Here is a 17,968-nt window from a genome sequence, read left to right on the forward strand (position 1 = left end):
CTTTTTCAAAAGACCAATCATTTCCTGTTTTCCCAAACCGTACGGATAGAATCGGCAAGTTGTTTAAATTCCTCATCAGCCAATTTCATTTTCGGATTCGAGAAAATCATGTCCGATTCTTTATTTATCGGAATCAGGTGAATATGTGCATGAGGTACTTCCAAACCGAGCACAGCCTGCCCGATTTTAATGCAGGGGCAAACTTCTTTAATGGCTGCAGCGACTCCTTTGGCAAAAACTTGTATAGCGGCCAACTCTTCGTCGCTTAAATCGAATAAATAGTCAACCTCGTGCTTGGGGATGACAAGTGTGTGCCCTTGTACCAACGGATTGATATCCAAGAAAGCATAAAATCGATCGTCTTCCGCTACTTTATAACTCGGAATTTCTCCTGCAATGATTTTACTGAATATGGTTGCCATCGCTATTAATTAAAATGAAATTCTCAATATTTCCAGGCTGATCATGCCTTTGGGGATTTGAATATCCACGATGTCGCCTGCCTTTTTTCCTAACAAACCTTGCGCAATCGGTGTATTCACCGAGATCTTTCCTTGCTTCAGGTTGGCCTCTTTCTCGGCCACGATAGTATAGTTCATCTTCGCGCCGGTCTTCACATTCTTCAAGTCGACCTTACTTAAAATTTGGACAGTATCAGTACTTAACTTCGACGTATCAATAATCTTAGCATCGCTGATATCGTTCTTCAACTGATTGATTTTCGATTCCAACAAAACCTGGGCCTCTTTAGCTGCATCATATTCGGCATTCTCCGATAAATCTCCCTTATCCCGGGCATCGGCGATGGCAGCAATTACTTTCGGGCGTTCCACGGATTCCAATCGCCTAAGCTCCTTTACCATCTCCTGGTAACCCTCTTCTGAAATATAAGCCATGCTCTTTCCTCCTCATTTTTAATAATTTATTTCTTTTTCAAAATACAACAAAAAGAATTCCGACACTTAGCATGTCGGAACCCTTTTCTATCATGTTCTGCAAAGGTACAGCTTTCGATGGAACAAATCAAAAATTTATCCTATGCTTTGTAACATATTTAATAAGAAATTCGCCATTGCGATATCTTACAAAATCGCCTCAACATCTTTTTCTAAAGAAGCCATTCCCGTATTCGTATCATAACGCTTCAACAGCTCATTGGAACGATTGATCAAGAAGATAGTCGGCAGGTTCGTAATGCCGTACACGTTGACATATTCGGAATAAATGCCGTTCGGATCGCGCACGCAAACCCACGGCAATTTATCAGCTTGAGTCTTCCAAAAATGTTCGTCGGTATCCAAAGAGATCTGATAGATCTCCAAACCTTTCGAAAAGAGTTTGTTGTACAACTCACGCAACGCCAAGTTGCGACTGGAAGACATCGCATGATTATAAACGGTAAAATCGAGCAAAACGACTTTTCCCTTCAGATCTGTCAAACGACAAACTTTATCGTCGATATTCTTCAAAGCAATCTCTATGACGCCGGATTCCTTTATTTTATCTACAGGCAGATTCAACGTATCCATCTTTGGCGTACGCGTGTTTTTCATGCCCTTGATAACCGTATTGTAAAGATTCTTGGAACGGTCGGAATGAGGATAGGCATTATTCATACTCGTTGCGACAGCCGCAAAGCATTTTATATCCTCCTTGTTCGATAAAGGATTATAGATCATATAACCGTTCAAGGTCTGAAATAAGGCAAAATACGCATACGCCTTATTAGGTTCGGCAAAAATATAATTACGTTTCACCTGATCCTTATATCGTTGGACCATTGCGGTAAGACTGTCCTGCACAATACCGGGAGGTAAATTGCTTCTCCCCAACCGATTCACTTCTTTCTGCAGATCCGCCTGAAGCAGTACCAATTCTTTTATCTTCAGATTATTTTCAGAACCTTCGACGATATAGTTTGTGGAGAAATCTTTCGCATCCGCTTTGACAAATACCGTCTCTATGGAATCTACGGCAAAATTGATGACATCGTTTTTCAATCGTAACCGATAAAATTCGGGCGCTTCCGGGCGCTTCTGAGTAAATTCAAATACCCCGCTGCCTTTCATTTTCATCGAATCGAGCAGAACCACACCTTCAATACTGGATTTCTCCAAATAAAGTATTTGATCCTTTGCATCCTTTATCTCGCCTTTAACTACAAATTTAGCTTCATTATCACAACTGCCCAAACTCAGCAATAGCATCAAAATAAAAAATACACTCTTTCTCATTGTTAATACACCCTACATCTATTTTTGTGCAAAGATACGCGTTTTACCGATTTAGCAAAGTTTTTTTCAGTTTCTTACACATTCTCATTAAAAAATCGATAAAAAGATCAAGTTTTTAGCACTTTATCATCTAATAACTAAATAAATAGCTATCTTTGCGCGTATTTTTACGAATTTAAGATAACTATAATTTTTATGATCAACCCTATTGTTAAAACAATCGAGCTCCCTGATGGAAGAACCATCACGCTCGAAACGGGAAAGCTGGCAAAACAGGCAGACGGTTCTGTTATGCTTCGCATGGGTAACACCATGTTGCTTGCTACTGTTTGTGCAGCAAAAGATGCAGTTCCCGGTACAGATTTCATGCCGCTCCAAGTAGATTACAAAGAAAAGTATTCGGCATTCGGACGTTTCCCCGGCGGATTTACCAAGCGCGAAGGCAAGGCTTCCGATTATGAAATCCTGACAAGCCGACTCGTGGATCGGGTGCTCCGCCCGCTTTTCCCCGAGAATTTCCACGCCGAGGTATATGTGAACATCATTCTTTTCTCAGCCGACGGCGTCGATATACCGGATGCCCTGGCCGGTCTGGCGGCTTCGGCTGCCTTAGCTGTTTCCGACATACCTTTCGAAGGACCGATCTCCGAAGTTCGCATAGCCAGAATCGACGGACGGTTCATCATCAATCCGACTTTCGAACAGCTTGAAAAAGCCGATATGGACCTGATGGTAGGCGCTACCTACGATAACATCATGATGGTAGAAGGCGAGATGAACGAAGTGAGGGAAGAAGATTTATTGAATGCCCTGAAAGTGGCTCACGAAGCGATCAAGACGCAATGCAAGGCACAAATAGAGCTGTCGGAAGTAGTCGGATCGACGACGAAACGCGAATACGATCACGAAGAAAACGACGAAGACTTGCGAAAAGCCGTGCGCAATGCCTGCTACGAAAAAGCATACCAATTAGCCTCTTCCGCCATTACCAATAAGCATTTGCGTGAAGATTCGTTCCAAGCCGTAGTCGATGAGTTCAAAGCGCAGTATTCGGAAGAAGAGCTCGAAGAGAAAGAAGCTATGATCGATCGGTATTACGCAGCAGTCGAACGAGAGGCCATGCGTCGCTGCGTCCTGGACGAAGGGAAACGTCTCGACGGACGGAAAACGACGGATATCCGCCCTATCTGGTGCGAAGTCAGTCCACTACCGGGCCCTCACGGATCAGCCATCTTCACTCGCGGCGAGACCCAATCCCTGTCCACTTGCACGTTGGGAACAAAATTGGACGAGAAGACCATCGACGACGTGTTAAACCAAACCAAACAGCGTTTCTTATTACACTACAACTTCCCTCCTTACGCAACCGGTGAGGCAAAAGCGCAACGCGGCGTCGGACGACGGGAGATCGGACACGGTCATTTGGCGTGGCGCGCCTTGAAAGGACAAATTCCTACCGATTATCCGTACACCATTCGTATTGTTTCCGACATTCTCGAATCAAACGGCTCCTCCTCAATGGCCACTGTTTGCGCAGGCACCTTATCGTTAATGGACGCCGGTGTTCCGATCAAGAAGCCGGTTTCGGGCATCGCTATGGGGTTGATCAAGGACGACAATAGCGATAAATATGCTGTGCTTTCGGATATCCTCGGCGACGAAGATCACCTGGGTGATATGGACTTTAAGGTGACGGGCACGCGTGACGGTATTACGGCTACGCAAATGGACATCAAATGCAACGGACTGTCTTATGAAATCCTGGGCAAAGCCTTAGCCCAAGCCAAGGCCGGTCGCGAATTCATCCTCGGCAAATTGACTGAGACGATGGCGGAACCTCGCCCTGAATTGAAACCGCATGCACCTCGTATAGAGACCATGATCATTCCGAAAGAATTTATCGGCGCCGTCATCGGCCCCGGCGGAAAGATCATCCAGAACATGCAAGAAGTGACCGGAACGACCATCACCATTGAAGAACAGGAGGACGGCGGGCATATCGAAGTCGCTGCTTCGAACAAACGGAGCATCGACGACGCGATGCGCATGATCAAAGGCATTGTCGCCGTTCCAGAAGTGGGTGAAGTGTACGAAGGAAAGGTGAGGTCAATCATGCCTTACGGCGTATTCGTGGAATTTTTGTCTGGCAAGGACGGGTTGCTTCATATCTCCGAGATGGACTGGAAACGTTTAGAAACGATCGAAGAATCCGGATTGAAAGAAGGCGACACCATTAAGGTGAAACTCTTGGATATCGATCCGAAGACCGGTAAATTCAAATTGTCGCATAGGGTGCTGTTACCCAAACCGGAAGGGCATTCGGAACGTCAGGAGCGCGGAGATCGTCCATCGCACAAAGATCACCGCAACCATAATGACCGCCGGGAGTATCGTCCTAACAAACCGCAGCGTCAGGAGGAAAACGACGGAAACGATAATTAAGCATCATCCGATGGTACAAAACCCGAAGCGGCTGCATCGAAACGAAAGTTTTGGTGCAGCCGCTCGGCATTAATGCTCCTCCGCAACAATTTCAGACCCCGGCAGAATGCCTGCCGGGGCATCCAGATTACCTTTAAAGGATATCAATCCTCCTGGACCTCGAAATCCTCCTTGCCTACCCCGCAGAGAGGGCAAACGAAATCGTCCGGAAGATCTTCGAAAGCCGTACCCGGCGCGATGCCGTTATCGGGATCGCCTACTGCGGGATCATACACCCAACCACATACTGTGCAAACATACTTTTTCATCTTGTCAAATTAAAATTGTTAGTAATTAGTATTCGTAACAAAGATAAACGATTTAGAAAAATCTACCTCTCAGTCGCCTATGACTTTTATAAATTCTTCCATCCCTTCGGAAGCGCCTTTACGGATGACACGCACTTTTCTGCCCGAGGGTATCGCGACTTCTTTCGGATCGATCAAATAAACCGGAACGTCATAAGGCACATAATTCAACAGCCCTGCCGCAGGATATACATTCAGAGAAGTACCGATAATCAGAAAAATATCAGCTCGTTCCACACAACGAACGGCATCTTCGATTTTAGGGACCGCCTCACCGAACCAGACGATGAAAGGGCGCAACTGACTGCCGTCGGCGGCTTTATCGCCGATCTTCACCTCCCATTCTTCCGGTCGAAGCGTTCGGATATACTCCGGATTATTGGGTTGATCGGTGGAAGTAACCTTCGTCAACTCTCCGTGCAGGTGAATCACGTTTTTACTGCCTGCACGCTCGTGCAGATCGTCCACATTCTGAGTAATGACCGTTACCTCATATGCTTTTTCCAGTCCGGCTACCAATTCATGGCCTTTATTCGGCTTGGCATCCTGGAGCTGTTTACGACGCTTGTTATAGAAGTCGATGACCAACCGGGGATCCCGTTCGTACCCTTGCGGAGTAGCCACATCTTCCACGTTATACTGTTCCCATAGCCCGCCGGAATCGCGGAATGTACTGAATCCGCTTTCGGCGCTCATGCCCGCTCCCGTTAAAACCACCAATTTTTTCATCATGCGATCCTCCCGCTTTTATTGAATATGACTCTTTGCAACAAAAATAGGAAAAATTTGCCAGCAATTCTCCAATCATTCAAATAAAACTTCTACCTTTGCAATTCAGATAAAAGAATCGGTTAAAGCGATAAAAAACATGGACAAATTCAGTTATGCGATGGGAATGGGCATCGGCCAGAATTTACTGAGCATGGGAACGAAAGACTTAAACATCGACGACTTCGCCCAAGCCATCAAGGATATATTCGCTCACCGAAAAACGCCCTTGACGTTTACAGAAGCTCAAGATATCGTAAACAGCTATTTTTCAAACATGGAAGCGAAGCTCAACGAAGAGCGAATCCGGAAAGGAAAAGCATTCTTGGAAGAAAACCGAAAACGCACGGAAATCGTTACGCTGCCGAGCGGGTTGCAATACGAGATCCTAAGCGAAGGGAACGGAAAGAAACCGACAGTTACCGATCGTGTCAAATGCCATTACGAAGGGACCCTGATCGACGGCACGGTATTCGACAGCTCCGTCCAGCGCGGCGTCCCCGCCGTATTCGGCGTCAGCCAAGTCATCAAAGGCTGGACCCAAGCGCTTCAGCTGATGAACGAAGGTTCCAAATGGCGCCTATACATCCCTGCCGACCTCGCCTACGGGGCCCAGCAAGCGGGCGAACTCATCCCTCCTTACAGCACCTTGATTTTCGATATCGAATTAATACAAATCATATAATTAAAAAACAAAAAAAATGAGAAAACTGATTTATTTCGCAGCCCTTATCGCTGCAGCGGGGCTGGCCTCCTGTAATGCTCAAGCTCCCAAAGCTTCACTCCAAGACGGTGTCGATACTCTCTCGTACATGATCGGCATCGCCAATACGCAAGGTCTGGACATGTACGTCTCTCAGCAGCTCGGCATCGACTCGACCAACATGGCCCACTTCCGACGCGGCGTGCAAGAAGGAATGACAAAAACATCGAAAGCCGACGAAGCTTACTTAGCCGGAGTGCAGATCGGACAACAGGTAGCAGGACGCATGTACGAAGCGATAAACGACCGCATCTTTGCCGGCGACTCTACCCAGAAATTAAGTAAAAACAATATCCTGGCCGGTTTCATCGATGCCATGAAGAATAAGGCGAAGGTCAGCGTCGACAGCGCTACGGCCTACGTGGACGCTCAGACGAAAATCATCAAACACAAAGCCAACTTGGTGAAATATGCCGACAACAAGGCCGCCGGCGAGAAATTCCTGGCAGAGAACGCCAAGAACGACAGCGTGAAAACCACGCCGAGCGGTCTGCAATACAAAATCCTGAAGGTAGGCAAGGGTCCCGTCCCAGCCGACTCCTCGTCCGTGAAAGTGCATTACAGAGGAACGCTGATCGACGGTACGGAATTCGACAGTTCTTACCAGCGTTCGGAACCGGCGACTTTTCGTGCCAATCAGGTCATTAAAGGATGGACGGAAGCGTTGACGATGATGCCCGTCGGCTCCAAATGGATGGTGTACATCCCCCAAGAATTGGGTTACGGAGAAAACGGCAGCGGCGCCAAGATCAATCCTTTCTCCGCCTTGATTTTCGAAATCGAATTGATCGGTATCGACAAGAAATAAACCGCCCATGGTTTTTAATTGATTGATAAAGGCTGCCCTTTTGAATGGAAACTCAAAAGGGCAGCTGTCTTGCTGCCCCTACTCCTCCTTCCTCTTACGATCCAAAGGAAAAATTTTTCAAAATAACCCGCTTCCCCCTGAGACTCGGGATGAGGAGCTTTTAATGCTACCTCCCTTCGCAGGGGAGCTGCCACGGAGCGCCCCGAGGGCCAGGAATAAGTTATTTTTCCGATACGGAACGTTTCGGGGTCTTGGCGAAATGTTCGCCAGCATCTCCGATCGATGCGGAGAAAGGCAAAAAACAGTAGGATTGTATCGAAAGATGCACTACCTTTGCACGACACTAACAATAACGATATGCCTCTATGGAAAAATACCGCCGAATCATAGGATCGTTTCTCTTTCTGCTGGTCGCCCCCGCGATACACGCAGGCGACGGACCGACGCTGGGCGGACGCCTCTTTATCGATGGCGGATGGTACGCGGGCGCTCCCAAGGGATTCCATTCGGGCGTAGCCATTACCGATGTGCGCCTGACAGGGAAATACCGCTGGAACGACGGCTGGTATGCGAAGATGGACATCTCGTTCGCAAGGAATCAGATCCGGTTGAAGGATGTCTTTATCGAGAAGACAATCGGACGGCACATCTTTCGCACGGGCTACATGTTAGGATTCTTCAGTTTAGACCAATCTTCGAGCAGCAACGATTTCTTGTTCCTCACCGCCTCGAACTGCGCCGAGACCTTTTACTTCGGCCGACGACTCGGTGCCTCCTATACGTTGAACCTTCCAACGTACTACGCTTCGGCAGGCGTATTTTGCGGCGACGGCGTATGGACCGATCAGAAAACGGAACAGGGTTACAATGCCTCGGTACGCTTCGTCTTCCGTCCGTACCACGACATCGGGAAATTGTTCCATATCGGAAGCGGAGCCGTATTCCGCGTGCCCGACCGCCACGAAGAAGCAACCTCTCGGCTGATCACGTTAAAAAGCAAAGCTAATACGTCCCTCCCCGCCCCTTCGCTGTTCGCCCTCCCGGTGGATCATGTCCGCCGGCAATGGCAATGGAACATAGAAACATTCGCGCAGGACGGAGCGTTTTTCGTTCAGGCGGAATACATGAAGGTGTGGATTGAGCGATACCCACACCCCGCCTTTTGCGGGCAAGGCACTTATGTGGAAGGAGGCTGGGTGGTGAAAGGTTCCGTTTTGGGTTACAATCCCGTCGATGCTTTGCCCGTCTGTGCGTCAGGACCCGAGGCGCTCATCCTCTTCGGACGCTTCAATTATACCGACTTGAACGATCGCGTCTTCCGAGGAGGTCGTTTGCACGATCTCTCCGTCGGGGCGAATTACTACCTGAACAGGAACCTGATCTTCCGGTTCAACTATTCGCACCAGTGGGCCGATGCCCAGTCGACTGTCGGCAAAACGAATTGGGGTCTGTTCCAATCGCGCATTCAATTTCGTTTTTAACATTGATCCTGATGAGAAGAGCTACCCGCGAAGTGACTGATTTCGATCAACAAGTAGAGATCATGAAAGCGTCCGACGTCTGTCGCATCGCTTTCAACGGAGCAGAAATTCCTTACATCCTTCCGCTGAACTTCGGCATCGAAGTGATCGACGGCGTCGTTTACCTGTATTTTCATGGCGCGAAAGAAGGCATGAAGTACGATTATATCCGGGAACATCCGATCGTCGCCTTCGAGATGGATTGCCGACACCGGCTGCTATTCCGTGACGACGCGCAATATTGCACCATGGCCTATGCCAGTGTCATAGGGAAAGGCCGAATAGAGCTGCTCCCCGACGAAGAAAAGGTACATGCTCTGATCCTGTTGAACGCCCACTATCATCCGGACGGCTTCCCGGTCAACCTAAAATCCGTTCCCGCTACGACGGTGATGCGGTTAACGGTCCTCGAGATGACGGCCAAGAGCAACCTACACAAACTGAACGACCCGAATATGCACGGCTTGGACGAGTAGCGAACCATTTGCGGGAAGCTGACATACGCGTCGAGGCGCTCCGTTTAGGAGCGCCTCGACGACATCGGTTCAAAACCCTCTATTTCACTTCGAAAATATCGTTCGTCAATAACAGCTCGTCGAAGTTATGGTATTTCTTCTTTCCTTTCACTTCCTCGATCTGTTCTTCCACCGCTTCGTTGTAAGTCGGAGCCGTTACATCCCTGATCACTCCCAAGGCGACGGGGAAGTCCGGTCCTTCCATCAAAGCGAGCTTCAACTGCAACGTATTGTCCATGCAATGGGCGTCGTGCACGAGGATATTCTGCTCGCTGACACCGTCTTCGCCCAAGCGGACGACCTTCAGTCCGAAACCACTCTGCATCAGCCCGAACTCCCGGTTCTCACCGAAAAGCATCGGTTTTCCGTGCTCCAGATAGATCGCGTTTTTGACCCGACCTTCTTTCGTATAGACGGCATCGTAGGCGCCATTGTTGAAGATCACGCAGTTCTGCAAAATCTCGCAGACGGAAGTCCCCTTATGTTTCATCGCCGCCTGCAGGATCTCAACCGTTCCCTGCGCGTCGCTGGCGACGGAGCGGGCGAAAAAACGTCCTCTTGCCCCGAAACAGAGTTCCGCCGGGTGGAACGGATCCTCGACCGTCCCGTAAGGGGAGGATTTGCTGACGAATCCCCTGGGAGAGGTCGGCGAATATTGGCCTTTCGTCAAACCGTAAATGCGATTGTTCAACAGAATCACATTGATATCGATATTACGACGGACGGCATGGATGAAATGATTCCCGCCGATAGCCAACCCGTCGCCGTCGCCCGAAACCTGCCAGACGGTCACATCCGGACGTACGACCTTCAGCCCCGTAGAAATGGAGGCGGCGCGGCCGTGAATGGTCTGCATGGCGTACGTATGCATATAATAAGGCAACCGGCTGGAACAACCGATACCTGAAATCACAGCAGTATGATGAGGAGCGATGCCTAACTCGGACATCGCTTTATGCAGCGAAGCCAGGAAAAAATGATCGCCGCACCCCGGACACCAACGAGGTTGTCCTTTCTTAAAATCGTTGATTGTATATTCGCTCATGGTCTTACGTCTTGAATTATAAAGATAAAATATGATTGAAAGAGGCGACCAACTCGCTCACCTGGAACGGCTGTCCCTTTACTTCGTTATACTGATACGGTACGAAACAATCGACTTTCATACGCAGATAGGCGGCGAACTGACCTAAATTCTGCTCGGCCACCACCACTTTCCTATACCGCTTCAACACTTCCGCCGTATTCTTCGGCAACGGGTTCAGGTATTTGAACTGCGCCAAAGCCACTTTCTTCCCCTCTTTCTTCATCTCCGTCATCGCCGAATACAAATGTCCGAACGTACTGCCGAAACCGACGATCAACAAGTCGGCATCCTCCTTATCGCCTAACACTTCTACGTCGGGAACGGGAATGCGAGCGACTTTCTCGGCACGGAGGCGGCACATCTTATCGTGATTCTCCGGATCTGTCGAGATGGCGCCCGTATCGCTATCTTTCTCCAAACCGCCGAGGATATGCGTATATCCTTCCCGCCCCGGAACAGCCCAATAACGGACGCACGTGTCGGGATTGCGCAGATAAGGTGCATAATGTCCTCGCTGCTCCGGCGTCGCATACGGCGGACGGATTTCCGGATACGCGGATAAGTCCGGCAAACGCCACGCGCTCGAACCGTTCGCAATGAACCCGTCGGTCAGCAGGATAACCGGAGTCAGATGCTCCAGCGCTATCTTGCAGGCCAGATAAGCGGTATCGAAACAGTCGGTCGGAGAGATTGCCGCAATCACCGGCATCGGAGATTCGCCGTTCCGGCCGAACAAAGCCTGCAGCAAATCGGTCTGCTCCGACTTCGTAGGCAGTCCTGTCGACGGTCCGCCGCGCTGGACATCGATAATGACCAAGGGCAATTCGGTAATCACGGCCAAGTTCATCGCCTCCGACTTCAGGCACACTCCCGGCCCGGAAGTAGAAGTCACGGCCAAGGCCCCGCCGAAAGCAGCGCCTATGGAAGAGGCACAACCGGAGATCTCGTCTTCGCACTGGACGGTAATTACGCCCAGCGATTTATGTTTAGCCAACTCATGCAGGATATCCGTAGCCGGGGTGATGGGGTAAGAGCCCAGATAAAGCTTCAATCCCGCCCGTTCCGCAGCGGCGATCAACCCGTAAGCGGTCGCCTTGTTGCCGCTGATATCCATGTACTTTCCCGGAGCTTTCGTCTTCGATTCGATCTTATAAGTATGAGCGACAGATGCATGGGTATTATGCCCGTAATCATAGCCGGCCCGAATCACCTTCACGTTAGCTTCGGCAATCTCCGGCTTTTTGACAAACTTCCCGCGCAGGAAGGCGGCGGCGGCCTCGAGGTCGCGGTTGAACAGCCAGCAAACCAACCCCAAGGCGAACATGTTCCGGCACTTCAACATCGATTTGTTATCCATACCCGAATCAGCTAGGCAATCCTTCACCATCTTGGTAATGGGAGCGGCGATCACGTCTTGTCGGATACCCATTTCTTCGATAGGATTATCCGTCTTGAACGCTGCTTTCTTCAAATCCGATTCCTTGAAGCTATCCGTATCGATAATGATACAAGCCGTAGGTTTTGCAAACTGATACTGCGTTTTCAGCGCCGCCGCATTCATCGCTACCAGCACGTCGCACTTGTCGCCCGGGGTGTAGACCTTCTCGGCGCCGATGTGGATCTGAAAGCCCGATACGCCGTTCAAAGAGCCTTGCGGAGCACGAATATCCGCCGGATAATCCGGAAAGGTACTGATGTCATTTCCAACCGTCGCGGAAATATTCGAAAAAATATTTCCCGCAAGTTGCATACCATCGCCTGAATCGCCTGAGAAACGGACAACCACCTGATCCAGTTCCTTGACAACCATTTCATCTGTCATATACAAAACATTTAAGGTTATAATTGAGTTAATTATTTGCGGCAAATTTCGGAAAGTTCTTCGACATTTCAAAAGAAAAACAAACTTTATTCCTTTCGACAATGACAAAAAGAAATCCTACGCTCTTATCTTCCACCGAAAAGCAGTAAAATGTACCGGAAAAGAGGTAAAAATACAAAGAACTACTAACTATTTGTAAATTCCTCCTTTCGTTTTCCAAAACCATAACGTGTTTTGTCCGGCACTTACGCTTATTTTGCCGGGGATGTCCTCGCATAATGATAAACAGAAGCGACCGCATCGATTAGAAAAAAGAGACGATCCCATGTGGAGGAATCGCCTCTTCCTATAGAGATTTTAACTTTATTAATTAAAGTAGTACTTCAAACCGATCTGCAGCTTCCAACACTGGCTGTAATCCTTATAAACGGCGTACGATTCGGTAGGATAGTTGCCCTGTCTGTCCTTGTACACGGAGAAAACCGGAGTTCTGTTCGCATCGGCGCCTTCGTATTTCAAGATACGGCTGTAGTTCGAAACGACATTGGACTTATAAACTCCCCACTTGGAATTGAGCATATTTCCAATATTCATGAAGTCGAGAGATAATTCGAAAGTATGTTCCGTCTTGCCGATTTTGAACGAAAAATCTTCCGCCACACGCAGGTCGAAGCGATGTACCCAAGGCGTACGCGCTGCATAAGCTTCGGCATATTCGCCCTTATGCTTCTTCAGGTAAGGATCCTGATTCACAAAGTCCCAGAAAATCTTGCGATCGGCGTCATTGGCCTTGAACTCACCATGCTTGTCGAACGAACCGAAAAGGATTTCACTGTCATTCTTCGGAATGTACATCAAGTCGTTATTGATACCGTCACCGTTCATATCATTGACGTAGGTATAACTATAGCCTCCGTATCTATATCCAGAATAGAACAAGTTCAGGTGAGTTCCCCGCAACAGCCCTTTATGGTGGAACGGGATGTAATAGCCTACGGACGCAATCACCTTATCGGGAATGACATACTGCGAACGCTGAACAGTTGCGAAGTTCGGTCCGTCGATCGTATTCAAGCCTTGCCAGGTTGAAATGGGGTCGTTGCCCGGCAATCCGGAAACCTCTTTCGATTGCGTATGCGTATAAGCCAACATCAAGTTCAAGTCTTTAACCGGCTGCGCGTTGACGGTAATATTTGCCGTATATCCCCATCCTTTATGCGTATTGGCCAACATCACGGCATTCTTTCCGTTATGGTACTGATAATCGAAGACGGTAGCCGATTTAACGACCTTTCCCTGGGCGTTATAAGTCTTTATCGTATGGCTCGGGTACATCATACGGTTATCCGCCCCGTTAAAACGCTGGATACCAGTTGAAGAGAGCGTCCATACCGAGCCCGGGCGATCTGAGGGGGACGCATCGGCATAATAATTCCATTCGGTCGGATTCTTGATATTGATGTTATCGATTACAACCGCATTGATATTCTTCGTGAACATGAATTCGCCGGTAACCGTCAGGGGGAAGGAGACGGGCAACTGGTAATCGATCGCAATGGAAGATTTCCATACCTGCGGCATCTTGAAATTCTTATCCACTCCCGAGATCTTGCTGCCGGCATAATGTTTTTCGAGAGTGGTCGGCAAGTTGAACGTGTTGATCATATCGTCCGTGTTCGTCAGCATATTGCCTTTGAACCGATCCAAACGAGGATCGTAAGCACCTGTCGGTTTGCCATTAAGATAAGAAGTCGTGAACTTGACGCTATTTTGAACCATATTGGCATTGGTCGGCATATTGGTGAAGAATACCAATGGCAGACGACCGGCAAAGAGACCGGTACCGCCTCGCACCTTCAGCATCTTGTCGCCCAGGACGTCCCAAGAGAAACCGATACGCGGAGAAATCTGTATACGCGATTCGGGCCACTTGCCCGTATCGATCTTCCGATCGTCGCGGAAGGTCAAATCGTAGATCGCAGTGTTACGCTGCAAGTCGTCGTTATCGAACGTCAAATCGTCGAAGCGAACGCCGTAAGTCAATTTAAACTTCGGACTGATATTCCATTCATCCTGCACATAGAATCCCCACTGATTGAACGACACCTGCGCATTCGGATTCTTCACGCCGTTGAAACCGTAAGTAAGCGCAAACGATTCCGGAGTAGCTCCGTTCAGGAAATCGTCTATGCTGTTGTAACGGTAATAGCCTGTAGCGTTGCGCATGTAAGCGTTGTTGGCCAGTTGATGTTCAAAGCTGATGCCGGCAGTGAATTTGTGTGCGCCTAAATAGTAGGTGAAATTATCCGTGATATTCGTCACTTTATTATGTACGCCATTGTTCCAAGTAAACAACTCATAACCTAAGCTGAGGTAGGGCTCCATAATCTGGTTGCCTTCCGCATCCTTCCCTGCCATAATATCGATGAACGGGAAAGGGGAAGAGGTAGACCCGCGCACATCGTCGATCTTCGTATAAGTGAAGAGCAACTGATTGGAAATTTTATCCGTGAAGCGGCTGTTCAAATCGGCAGACCAGGACTGTACCTTATTATTCATCGAATACATACTGTTGGCGTACGACATGGACTGCGGACCGACACGATAAGTGTTGTTCAAACGTTGCCCCGTATCGGAAGAGTTACCGTTGGGGGCATTCCAAGTCGTATTCTTCGTATTGTTATAACGAACGCTCAAGTGATGGCGGTCGGTAATATTCCAGTCCAAACGAGCCAGGAATTTCGTATTCTCTTCATCGGCGGGAAAATTAGTGAATGAGCCCGTATCGTAACCGTACTTCTGCTTTACGTAATCCGAGACGCGTTGCATGTCCGCTTCCGTGGTACGGGATACCAAGTCTTTCCCGCCCGTTTCGCCTTCTGTAGCGGCACGATACTTGATCACCTGCCCCGGAGTTTTCTCGTTTTCGTAATTGACAAAGAAGAACAGTTTATTCTTCACGATCGGTCCGCCTAAGGTGAAACCGAAAGTTTTCTTCGACTCTTCCGGCCGAGCGCCCAGGTCTTCGCCGTCAATTCTGTTGCCGCGCATATCCTGATCGCGGTAATAGTAATACGCCGTACCTTTGAACGTGTTGGTACCCGATTTCGTGATGGCATTGATGCCGCCGCCGATGAAATTGGTTTGGCGCACGTCGAACGGAGCGACTACGACTTGCACTTCCTCGATGGCATCCATGGAAATCGGGTTGCCGCCGCCGGGGAGTTTAGAACTCAAGCCGAAGTTGTTATTGAAGTTGGCTCCGTCGATGGTAAAATTCGTCGAACGGCCGTCGCCTCCGGCGATGCTCATTCCGTTCGCATACGGAGAGAGGCGGGCGATATCGGAAATGCTGCGGTTGATGGTCGGTATGCTTGTCAGTTGCGCATTCGAGATATTGGTAGAAGCTCCCGTCTTTTCGTTAGCGAACCTGGAACGGGCGGCGATCACCACCACCTCTTCCAACACCTCCGAAGTTTCTTTCAACGAAGCATTCAAGTTATAGATTTCGCCGAGTTGCAATGCCACATCCGTATAGTTCACTGTTTGATAACCAATGTAGGAAATCTCTACCTTGTACGGACCGCCGGTACGCATACCTTGAATGGTATAAAGCCCATCCATGTTGGTGACAGTACCGTAATGAGTGCCGGAAGGTGTATGAGTGGCTTGCACTGTGGCACCGATAATGGCTTCTCCATTAGCATCAACCACCTTACCGCTTAGGGTAGAAGTGGTAATCTGTGCGTTGACGCTTACGGCAATCATCGTAACAACGACTGCCAAGAAAGATCGCATTCTTTTTAACATAAGTCTCAATTATTAATTAAATTTAGAATTTTCATTTGATAACGCCTTACAAATGTAATAAAATTAAAAGAAACATTGAATACTTCCACCTTAAAAATGCATGCGAAAGGCAAAAATTATTCTCTTCGCCTCATCTTCAGAGGCATTCGTACGTCGATTCAGAATGAGTATAAAGAAAAGATCGACTTTTGCGTTGTCGTATTCGCAAAAACCACTACCTTTGCCGGACGATCATCTTTTTCCATAAAAGGCCTCGTAGTTCAACGGATAGAATAGAAGTTTCCTAAACTTTTGATAGCAGTTCGATTCTGCTCGGGGCTACCGTATTAATCACAACGCTTATGAAACCCATCACCTATTTTTATTTGAAGGAGTGTCCCTTCTGCAAGAAAGCTTTTCGTTACATCGAGGAACTGAAACGGGAACACCCCGAACTGCAGACCGTGGAAATCGATACCGTCGAAGAAAGCGAACAGCCCGAGATAGCCGACCGATACGACTATTACTATGTCCCCACTTTCTATGTTGACGGGAAGAAGGTGCACGAGGGCGGTATCTTCAAAGAGGAGATGGAAGCCGTGCTTCGGAAAGCGCTGGAATAAGGGGTATTTCCTTCGCTCCCGCCGCCGAATCGGCGGTGCGTTCCGTGGCGGCGGCGCTTCCGGTTTACCCTGTCTGCCGAACCATTCCACAGGAGTCAAATTCCGGTTTTGCCGGCGCAGCATGGCACGGTCAGAATAGAAATCCATTTTCCGCGCTGCCGCATAGTGCAACGGGAGTAGTACGTCGGTTTCGGTGCTGCCGCGTCGGTTGCAGCGAGTTAATTTTCATTTTTGGTCGCTGCAACGCATGCGGTCTGAATACAAATCCGTTTTAGCACCTTGCAACCCATGCGGCATGCATAAAGATCCGTTTTAGTACCTCGCAACGTATGCGACATGAATAGAAATTTATTTTAACCCTTTACAACTCATGCGGCATGCATAGAAATCCATTTTACCTCCCTGCAACCGACGCGGCGAAAATGAAAACTCGTTTTCATTCTCGCCGACCGACCGGAAGGGAACGAAAATCCGTCTTCCTTATTGGCGACCACTTCGACAGGAACGGAAATTCGTTTTCATAGTCGACAATCGCTCCTACAGGCAGGGTTACCCGGCGGACAACTCCGTCAAAGCAATTCGCATGGCGAATAATCGCTGACGAGATGCATGTTCCCCACAAGGAAAAAGTCCGGCCATTGAAAACCAGAGTCGGAGCGGGTCGGAAGAGCTGAGGTCTGGAAAGATGTCATCGTTCGGTTCTTAGCGTGCATTCCTCGTAGATGACTTGGGTGGGTGCGAGGATTTTCAGTGCGGTTTCATGTTACCGTTTCAGAAAGCGGTTCAGCTCGCTCATGAGCCGGACGAAAGGCGGCGGAAACCGTTGCTCGCGATTGTAGAGGATGCTGATGTATTTCTTCTCTTCCCCCTGTGTTAGGATGAGTTGGACGAGGATGTCCTGCGATGCCTGCGTATGCTTGTCGAAGCCGTAATCCTCCTTCATGGAGGGGAGGTCGGCCTCTTCCAAGAGCGTTTTCAGGCGGTCGAACTGTTCGTCCGTCAGTCGTCCTGCTTTGATTTCCGGCCGTCGTTTGTTTTCCACCTTATCCATGTAATGGTTGGCGATCTCCGTTCGGAATCGCTTCTGGCTGTCGAAGGAGAACGAAACCCTGTAATGTTGAATGATCTCCATCGTGTACGTGAAGGCGAAATCGCGCAAGGGTTGTTTCTTTTTGCACCCGCACGCCAAAAGGGAAATGCAACAGCACAATATAAGCTTTGTTTTCATCGGGAGACAGGTATAAAAAAGT

At 48.8% G+C, this 17,968-nt stretch carries 15 protein-coding genes and 1 tRNA gene; 7 read left to right on the forward strand and 9 right to left on the reverse strand.

Going from position 1 to position 17,968, the window contains the following annotated elements; genetic code table 11:
• Positions 1-17: 17 nt before the first annotated feature.
• The 3 genes from BN102_RS00505 to BN102_RS00515 form a co-directional block, all read right to left on the reverse strand.
• A complete protein-coding gene (locus BN102_RS00505; protein ID WP_019207085.1) occupies positions 18-422 on the reverse strand; it encodes an HIT family protein in 405 nt (134 codons plus the stop codon).
• Between the two features lie 9 nt (positions 423-431).
• Positions 432-896 (reverse strand): transcription elongation factor GreA, encoded by a 465-nt coding sequence (greA, locus tag BN102_RS00510; RefSeq protein WP_019207086.1) that lies wholly within the window; start codon positions 894-896, stop codon positions 432-434.
• A gap of 186 nt (positions 897-1,082) precedes the next feature.
• A complete protein-coding gene (locus BN102_RS00515) occupies positions 1,083-2,234 on the reverse strand; it encodes a thioredoxin-like domain-containing protein (protein WP_019207087.1) in 1,152 nt (383 codons plus the stop codon).
• Positions 2,235-2,429: 195 nt separating this feature from the next.
• Here BN102_RS00515 and pnp point away from each other — a divergent pair, with 195 nt between their 5' ends.
• Positions 2,430-4,676, forward strand: a complete 2,247-nt coding sequence (gene pnp, locus BN102_RS00520) for a polyribonucleotide nucleotidyltransferase (RefSeq protein ID WP_019207088.1) — start codon at positions 2,430-2,432, stop codon at positions 4,674-4,676.
• Positions 4,677-4,819: 143 nt separating this feature from the next.
• On the opposite strand, the gene rd is transcribed toward pnp, so the two are convergent.
• Both rd and BN102_RS00525 read right to left on the reverse strand, forming a co-directional pair.
• Positions 4,820-4,984 (reverse strand): rubredoxin, encoded by a 165-nt coding sequence (gene rd, locus BN102_RS10620; protein ID WP_021311021.1) that lies wholly within the window; start codon positions 4,982-4,984, stop codon positions 4,820-4,822.
• A gap of 69 nt (positions 4,985-5,053) precedes the next feature.
• Entirely contained in the window at positions 5,054-5,752 is a 699-nt protein-coding gene (locus tag BN102_RS00525; protein ID WP_035455490.1) for an SIR2 family NAD-dependent protein deacylase, read from the reverse strand.
• 139 nt (positions 5,753-5,891) lie between these two features.
• On the opposite strand from BN102_RS00525, the gene bamJ (BN102_RS00530) reads away from it, so the two are divergent.
• The 4 genes from bamJ (BN102_RS00530) to BN102_RS00545 all read left to right on the forward strand — a co-directional run bounded on the left by bamJ (BN102_RS00530) (position 5,892) and on the right by BN102_RS00545 (position 9,358).
• Entirely contained in the window at positions 5,892-6,476 is a 585-nt protein-coding gene (gene bamJ, locus BN102_RS00530; protein ID WP_019207091.1) for a BamJ family beta-barrel-assembly machinery protein, read from the forward strand.
• Between the two features lie 16 nt (positions 6,477-6,492).
• Positions 6,493-7,362, forward strand: a complete 870-nt coding sequence (gene bamJ / locus BN102_RS00535; RefSeq protein ID WP_019207092.1) for a BamJ family beta-barrel-assembly machinery protein — start codon at positions 6,493-6,495, stop codon at positions 7,360-7,362.
• A 365-nt stretch (positions 7,363-7,727) separates the two neighbouring features.
• Entirely contained in the window at positions 7,728-8,843 is a 1,116-nt protein-coding gene (locus BN102_RS00540; RefSeq protein WP_019207093.1) for an OprO/OprP family phosphate-selective porin, read from the forward strand.
• Positions 8,844-8,854: 11 nt separating this feature from the next.
• On the forward strand, positions 8,855-9,358 hold the full coding sequence (locus BN102_RS00545) for a pyridoxamine 5'-phosphate oxidase family protein (RefSeq protein ID WP_019207094.1): 504 nt from the start codon (positions 8,855-8,857) through the stop codon (positions 9,356-9,358).
• A 79-nt stretch (positions 9,359-9,437) separates the two neighbouring features.
• Here BN102_RS00545 and BN102_RS00550 read toward each other — a convergent pair whose 3' ends face one another.
• The 3 genes from BN102_RS00550 to BN102_RS00560 all read right to left on the reverse strand — a co-directional run bounded on the left by BN102_RS00550 (position 9,438) and on the right by BN102_RS00560 (position 16,116).
• Positions 9,438-10,442 carry a 2-oxoacid:ferredoxin oxidoreductase subunit beta gene (locus BN102_RS00550; protein WP_019207095.1) on the reverse strand — a complete coding sequence of 335 codons (1,005 nt, stop codon included), beginning with the start codon at positions 10,440-10,442 and terminating at the stop codon, positions 9,438-9,440.
• Between the two features lie 16 nt (positions 10,443-10,458).
• Positions 10,459-12,306 (reverse strand): 2-oxoacid:acceptor oxidoreductase subunit alpha, encoded by a 1,848-nt coding sequence (locus tag BN102_RS00555; protein WP_021311876.1) that lies wholly within the window; start codon positions 12,304-12,306, stop codon positions 10,459-10,461.
• A gap of 366 nt (positions 12,307-12,672) precedes the next feature.
• The gene (locus BN102_RS00560; RefSeq protein WP_036786876.1) at positions 12,673-16,116 is read right to left on the reverse strand and encodes a TonB-dependent receptor; all 3,444 of its coding nucleotides are present in this window, start codon (positions 16,114-16,116) and stop codon (positions 12,673-12,675) included.
• A gap of 249 nt (positions 16,117-16,365) precedes the next feature.
• Between BN102_RS00560 and BN102_RS00565 the strand changes: the two genes are divergently transcribed.
• Together BN102_RS00565 and BN102_RS00570 are read left to right on the forward strand one after the other, a co-directional pair.
• Positions 16,366-16,437: transfer RNA gene (locus BN102_RS00565), tRNA-Arg, on the forward strand.
• A 20-nt stretch (positions 16,438-16,457) separates the two neighbouring features.
• Positions 16,458-16,718 carry a thioredoxin family protein gene (locus tag BN102_RS00570; protein ID WP_019207098.1) on the forward strand — a complete coding sequence of 87 codons (261 nt, stop codon included), beginning with the start codon at positions 16,458-16,460 and terminating at the stop codon, positions 16,716-16,718.
• Positions 16,719-17,481: 763 nt separating this feature from the next.
• Here the strand turns inward: BN102_RS00570 and BN102_RS00575 are convergent.
• Positions 17,482-17,946, reverse strand: a complete 465-nt coding sequence (locus BN102_RS00575) for a hypothetical protein (protein WP_019207099.1) — start codon at positions 17,944-17,946, stop codon at positions 17,482-17,484.
• Between the last annotated feature and the right edge of the window lie 22 nt (positions 17,947-17,968).

The organism is Phocaeicola abscessus CCUG 55929 (genome assembly GCF_000312445.1).
Taxonomy (GTDB): Bacteria; Bacteroidota; Bacteroidia; order Bacteroidales; family Bacteroidaceae; genus Phocaeicola; species Phocaeicola abscessus.